The 7395-nt window shown below is 74.8% G+C and carries 1 protein-coding gene; it reads left to right on the forward strand.

The window, feature by feature from the left end; genetic code table 11:
- Positions 1–7395, forward strand: a 7395-nt coding sequence (locus AC51EU_RS24455; RefSeq protein WP_496269218.1) for a type I polyketide synthase, incomplete at both ends; no start/stop codon positions are given.

The raw sequence follows: 7395 nt of genomic DNA on the forward strand, positions 1-7395 counted from the left end.
TCACCGGCGGCACCGGCACCCTCGCCCCGCACCTGGCCCGCTGGCTCGCCGACCAGGGCGCCGAACACATCGTCCTCACCAGCCGCCGCGGCCCCGCCGCACCCGGCGCCGCCGACCTCGTCCGCGAACTGGAGGAACGGGGCTGCGAGGCGAGCGTCGTCGCCTGCGACCTGACCGACCGCGACGCCGTCGCCGGGATGCTCGACGCGCTCACCGCCGAGGGCCGCACCGTACGGACCGTCGTCCACACCGCCGTCACCATCGAACTCGCGACGCTGGACGAGTCCACCCCCGACGACTTCGTGAAGGTCATCGACGCCAAGGTCACCGGCGCCCGGCACCTGGACGCACTCCTCGGCGACGACCTCGACGCCTTCGTCCTGTACTCCTCCACCGCCGGCATGTGGGGCAGCGGCGCCCACGCCGCCTACGTCGCCGGCAACGCCTACCTCAACGCGCTCGCCGAACAGCGCCGCGCCCGCGGCGCCCGCGCCACCGCCGTCTCCTGGGGCATCTGGGCCGACGACCTCAAGCTCGGCCGCGTCGACCCCGCCCAGATCCGCCGCAGCGGCCTGGTGTTCATGGACCCGCAGCTGGCCCTCACCGGCCTGCGGCAGGCCCTCGACGGCGACGAGACCGTCCTCGCCGTCGCGGACGTCGACTGGGAGCGCTACTACCCCGTCTTCACCGCCGCCCGGCCCACCCCCCTCTTCGACGACCTCCCCGAGATCCAGCGGCTCGTCCAGGACCGCGCCGACACCCCGGACTCCGGCAGCGAGTTCGCCGCCCGGCTGCTGGCCATGGCCCCCGTCGAACAGGAACGCGTCCTGCTGGACCTGGTACGCGGCGAGGCGGCCACCGCCCTCGGCCACGCCTCACCCGACGTCCTCTCCGAACAGCGCGCCTTCCGCGACGTCGGCTTCGACTCGCTGACCGCCGTCGACCTGCGCAACCGGATCGCCGCCGTCACCGGGCTCGCCCTGCCCAGCACCATGGTCTTCGACCACCCCAACCCGCTCGCCCTCGTCGCCTTCCTCCGCGCCTCCCTCGCCGGGTCCGCGACCGGCACCACCGCCACCGCCGCGCACACCACGGCCGCCGCGGACGACGAGCCCCTCGCCATCATCGGCATGAGCTGCCGCTACCCCGGCGGCATCACCTCCCCCGAGGACCTGTGGCGTCTGGTCGCCGAGGGCGGCGACGCCACCGGCGAATTCCCCACCGACCGCGGCTGGGACGCCGAGGCCCTCTACGACCCCGACCCCGACCGGGCCGGCCACACCTACTCCACCCGGGGCGGCTTCCTCCACGACGCCGCCGACTTCGACGCCTCCTTCTTCGGCATCTCGCCCCGCGAGGCCCTGGCGATGGACCCCCAGCAGCGCCTGCTGCTGGAGACCTCCTGGGAGGCGATGGAACGCGCCGGGATCGACCCCGCCACCCTGCGCTCCACCGCCACCGGCACCTTCATCGGTGCCAGCTACCAGGACTACGGTGCCTCCGGAGCGAGCCCCGAGAGCGCCGAGGGACACCTGATCACCGGCACCATCTCCAGCGTCCTGTCCGGCCGCCTCTCCTACACCTACGGCTTCGAGGGCCCGGCCGTCTCCCTCGACACCGCCTGCTCCTCGTCCCTCGTAGCCCTGCACCTGGCCTGCCAGTCGCTGCGCAACGGCGAAAGCTCCCTGGCCCTCGCGGGCGGCGTCAGCATCATGTCCACGCCCGGCGCGTTCGTCGGCTTCAGCCGGCAGCGCGCGATGGCCGCCGACGGCCGCTGCAAGGCGTACTCCGACCAGGCCGACGGCATGAGCCTGGCCGAGGGCGTCGGCCTCGTCCTCGTCGAACGCCTCTCCGACGCCCGCCGCAACGGGCACCAGGTCCTCGCCGTCATCCGGGGCTCCGCCGTCAACCAGGACGGCGCCTCCAACGGCCTGACCGCGCCCCACGGCCCTTCCCAGCAGCGCGTCATCCGCCAGGCCCTGGCCAACGCCAAGGTGGACCCCGCCACCATCGACGTCATCGACGGCCACGGCACCGGCACCGCCCTCGGCGACCCCATCGAGGTCCAGGCCCTGCAAGCCACCTACGGCCCCGAACGCGACCCCGGGCACCCGGTGCTCCTGGGCTCCGTCAAGACCAACATCGGGCACACCCAGATGGCGTCCGGCGTGGCCAGCGTCATCAAGATGGTCATGGCCATGCGCCACGCCACCGCGCCGCGCAGCCTGCACATCGACCGGCCCTCCTCGCACGTCGACTGGAGCTCCGGCGCCATCCACCTGCTCACCGAGCCGCTGCCCTGGCCGGACACCGACCACCCGCGCCGCGCGGCCGTCTCCTCCTTCGGCCTCAGCGGCACCAACGTCCACACCATCCTCGAACAGGCCCCCGAGGAGAGGCCCGACGAGAACACCGGCACCCCGCCTGCCCTGCCGGCCGACCCCGCCCCCGTCCCCCTGGTCCTGTCCGGCCGCACCGAGGCGGGCCTGCGCGCCCAGGCCGGACGGCTGCTGACCCACCTCGCCGACCACCCCGGCCTCCCGCTCACCGACCTCGCGTACTCCCTCGCCACCTCCCGGGCGGCCCTGGAGCACCGCGCCGCCGTCGTCACCGACGATCCCGCCACCCTCACCCGCGCCCTCACCGCGCTGCGCGACGACGGCCCCGACGGGGCACTGCTCACCGGCAGCCCCGACCGCGGCCGCCTCGCCTTCCTCTTCACCGGCCAGGGCAGCCAGCGCCCCGGAACGGGCCGCGAACTCTCCGCACGCCACCCCGTCTTCGCCCAGGCCCTGGACGACGTCCTCGCCCGCTTCGACCTCGTACTCGACCGCCCGCTGCGCGACATCCTCTTCGCCGCACCCGGCACCCCCGAGGCCGCGCTGCTGGACGACACCGGCTACACCCAGCCCGCCCTCTTCGCCCTCGAAGTGGCCCTGTTCCGCCTCGCCGAGTCCTGGGGCCTGCGCCCCGACTACGTCGCCGGCCACTCCATCGGCGAGTTCGCCGCCGCGCACGCCGCCGGGGTCCTCTCCCTGGAGGACGCCTGCACCCTCGTCGCGGCCCGCGGCCGCCTGATGGCGGCCCTGCCCCCGGGCGGCGCCATGGCCTCCGTCGAGGCCACCGAGGACGAGGTCGCCGCCGCACTCGTCCCCTACGAGGGACGGGCCGCGGTCGCCGCCGTCAACACCCCGGCGTCCCTGGTCGTCTCCGGCGACGAGGACGCGGTCCTCGCCGTGGCGGCCCACTTCCAAGAGCGCGGCCGCCGCACCAAGCGCCTGCGCGTCAGCCACGCCTTCCACTCCCCGCACATGGACCCGATGCTGGCGGACTTCGCCCGCACCGTCGCCTCCGTCACCTGCCACGCGCCCACCGTGCCGCTGGTGTCCACCGTCACCGGCGCGCTCCTCACCCACGAAGAACTCGCCACCCCCGAGTACTGGACCGGACAGGTCCGCGGCACCGTCCGCTTCGCCGACGCCGTACGGCAGCTCACCGAGCACGGCGTGACGACCTTCTTCGAGCTCGGCCCCGACGCCGTCCTCAGCAGCGCGGTACGCGGCACCACCGGCGACGAGAACCCCGCCACCGCCGTCCCGGCCCTGCGCCGCGACCGGCCCGAGGCCCAGGCCCTCACCACGGCCCTGGCCCGGCTCCACCTCCACGGCGTACGCGTCGACTGGGACGCCGTGTTCGACGGCAGCGGCGCCCGCCGCACCGACCTGCCCACCTACCCCTTCCAGCGTGAGCGCTACTGGCCCGAGGCGACCGCCGCCCCCGAACACCCCGCCGACGAGGCGGACGCGGAGTTCTGGTCGGCGGTGGAACGCGCCGACCTCCAGGCCCTGGGCTCCTCCCTGGACCTGGACGACGACACCCTCACCACCGTCGTGCCCGCCCTCTCCGCCTGGCGCCGCAAGAGCCGCGAACTCTCCACCGTCGACGGCTGGCGCTACCGCACCACCTGGAAGGCCCTCACCACCGCCACCACCGGACACCCGGACGGCACCTGGCTGGTCCTCGCACCGGCCGACGGCGACCCGGCCTGGCTCGACACGGTCACCGGCGCCCTGGGCACCGCGGCCGTACGCCTCGACGTCACCGCCCCGCAGCGCGCGGAACTGGCCGAACGACTGCGCGCACTGGCCTCCGGGCACGGCGGGTTCACGGGCGTCCTGTCCCTGCTCGCCACGGTCGGCGACGGCAACGGGAACGCCGACGCGGCCACGACCGCCGGCCTGCCGCTGACGGCCACCGCCGTCCAGGCCCTGGGCGACGCGGGCATCGAAGCGCCCCTGTGGTGCGTCACCCGCACCGCCGTGGCCGCCGACCGCACCGAGCACCCGGCCCGCCCAGCCCAGGCCGCCATCTGGGGCCTGGGCCGCGTGGCCGCGCTGGAGCACTCCGAGCGCTGGGGCGGTCTCGTCGACCTGCCCGACACGCTCGACGGCACCACCCTGCGCCGCCTGGCCGCCGTCCTCGCCGGCGACGGTGACGAGGACCAGCTCGCCGTCCGTACCACCGCGACCTACGTCCGCCGCCTGGCACACCACCGCCCCGCACCGGCCCCCGACACCTACCGCCCCACCGGCACCGTCCTCGTCACCGGCGGCACCGGCGCCCTCGGCGGCCATGTCGCCCGCTGGCTCGCCGAGGCGGGCGCCGAGCACCTGCTGCTCGTCAGCCGCCGCGGCCCCGACGCCCCCGGCGCCACCGAACTCGCCGCCCAGGTCGAGGAACTGGGCGCCAAGGTCACCGTCGCGGCCTGCGACACCGCCGACCGCGACGCGCTCACCGCCGTCCTCGCCGAGATCCCCGACGCACACCCCCTCACCGCCGTGTTCCACACCGCCGGCATCGTCGACGACGGCACCCTCGACACCCTCACCCCCGAACAGTTCACCGCCGTCCTCCACGCCAAGGCCACCGCCACCCTCGCCCTCCACGAGGCCACCCGCGACCAGGACCTGAGCGCCTTCGTCCTCTTCTCCTCCGTCGCCGGCACCCTCGGCGCCCCCGGCCAGGGCAACTACGCCGCCGCCAACGCCTTCCTCGACGCCTTCGCCGAACACCGCCACGCCCACGGCCTGCCCGCCACCTCCGTGGCCTGGGGCCCCTGGGCCGAGACCGGCATGGCGGCCGACGGCACCGGCGTCCAGGACCGCGTCCGCCGCGGCGGCTTCACCCCCATGGCCCCCCGCCTCGCCCTCACCGCCCTGCGCCACGCCATCGAACACGGCACCCCGACGCAGACCCTCGCCGACATCGACTGGCAGCGCTACGCGGAGGTCTTCACCGCACTGCGCCCCAGCCCCTTCGTCGCCGACCTGCCCGAACTCCACCGCGCCGCACCGGCCACCGCGGGCACCGAAGCCGCCCTGCGCGAACCGGCCCTGCGCCGTGAACTCTCCGCACTCGCCCCGGCCGCCCGCCCGCGCTTCGTCCTCGACCTGGTACGCACCCAGGTGGCCGCCGTCCTCGGACACAACGGCACCGCCGCCATCGGCGCCGACAGCGCCTTCAGCGACCTCGGCTTCGACTCCCTGACCACCGTCGAACTCCGCAACACCCTCACGGCCGCCACCGGCCTGAAACTGCCCGCCACCCTCGTCTACGACTACCCGACCCCCACCGCCCTCACCGACTTCCTGCTCTCCGGACTCCTCGGCACCTTGCCCGAGGCCGACGGACCGGCCCTCGCCGTCCGGGCGGCCGACGACGACCCCATCGCCGTCGTCGGCATGAACTGCCGCTTCCCCGGCGGCGTCCGCTCGCCCGAGGACCTGTGGCGGCTGCTGAGCCAGGGCGAGGACGCGATCACCGGCTTCCCCGCCGACCGCGGCTGGGACCTCGACGCCCTCGCCGGCGGCGCCTCCGCCACCCTCGAAGGCGGCTTCCTCGACGGCGTCGGCCTCTTCGACGCCCCCTTCTTCGGCATCGCCCCCCGCGAGGCCCTCGCCATGGACCCCCAGCAGCGCCTGCTGCTGGAGACCTCCTGGGAGGCGTTCGAACGCGCCGGCATCGACGCGACCACCCTGCGCGGCAGCCGCACCGGCGTCTTCGTCGGCACCAACGGCCAGGACTACGCGACCCTCCTGCGCCAGGGCACCGGCGGCGCCGACGTCCGCGGCCATGTCGCCACCGGCAACTCCGGCAGCGTCATGTCCGGCCGCCTCTCCTACGCCTTCGGCCTGGAGGGCCCCGCCGTCACCGTCGACACCGCCTGCTCCTCGGCCCTGGTCGCCATGCACATGGCCGCCCAGGCGCTGCGCAACGGCGAGTGCACCCTCGCCCTCGCCGGCGGCATCTCGATCATGTCCAGCCCCGACTCCTTCACCGAGTTCACGGTCCAGGGCGGCCTGGCCCCCGACGGGCGCTGCAAGCCGTTCGCCGAAGCGGCCGACGGCACCAGCTGGTCCGAGGGCGTCGGCATCCTCGTCCTGGAACGCCTCTCCGACGCCCGCCGCAACGGCCACGACGTCTGGGGCATCCTCCGCGGCACCGCCGTCAACCAGGACGGCGCCTCCAACGGACTGACCGCCCCCAACGGACGGGCCCAGCAGCGCGTCATCCGCCAGGCCCTCGCCGACGCCGACCTCACCCCCGCCGACGTCGACGTCGTCGAGGCCCACGGCACCGGCACCACCCTCGGCGACCCCATCGAGGCCCACGCCCTCATCGCCGCCTACGGACAGGACCGCCGGCACCCCCTGCTGCTCGGCGCCGTCAAGTCGAACCTGGGCCACACCCAGGCCGCGGCGGGCGTCGCCGGCACCATCAAGGTGCTCCTGGCGATGCGCCACGGCGTCCTGCCCAAGACGCTCCACACCGACGCCCCGTCCTCGCACGTCGACTGGACCGACGGCACCGTCTCCCTCCTCACCGAGCAGCGGGAGTGGCCCGACACCGGGCACGCCCGGCGGGCCGGCGTCTCCTCCTTCGGCGTCAGCGGCACCAACGCCCACGTCATCATCGAGCAGGCCCCCGACACGGACGAGCCGGCGCCGCAGGAACCCGTCACGACACCGGGCCTCGTGCCCTGGCCCGTGTCGGCCCGGTCCGAGGCCGCGCTCAGGGCACAGATCGAGCGGATCTCCGCACTCACCGATCTCTCACCGGTCGACATCGGCCACTCCCTCGCCACCGGCAGGGCCGCCTTCACCCACCGCGCGGTCCTCACCACCGACGACCAGGGCGTACGGGAAATCGCCCGCGGCATCGCCCAGGAGGCCGGCGGCAGGCTCGCGGTGTTGTTCTCGGGGCAGGGTGCGCAGCGGGTGGGGATGGGGCGTGAGTTGTACGGCCGGTTCCCGGTGTTCGCGGAGGCGTTGGATGAGGTGCTGGGGCACTTCGACGGGGGTCTGCGGGAGGTGATGTTCGGTGATGCGGACGGTC

The sequence above is a fragment of the Candidatus Streptomyces philanthi genome (genome assembly GCF_059553635.1).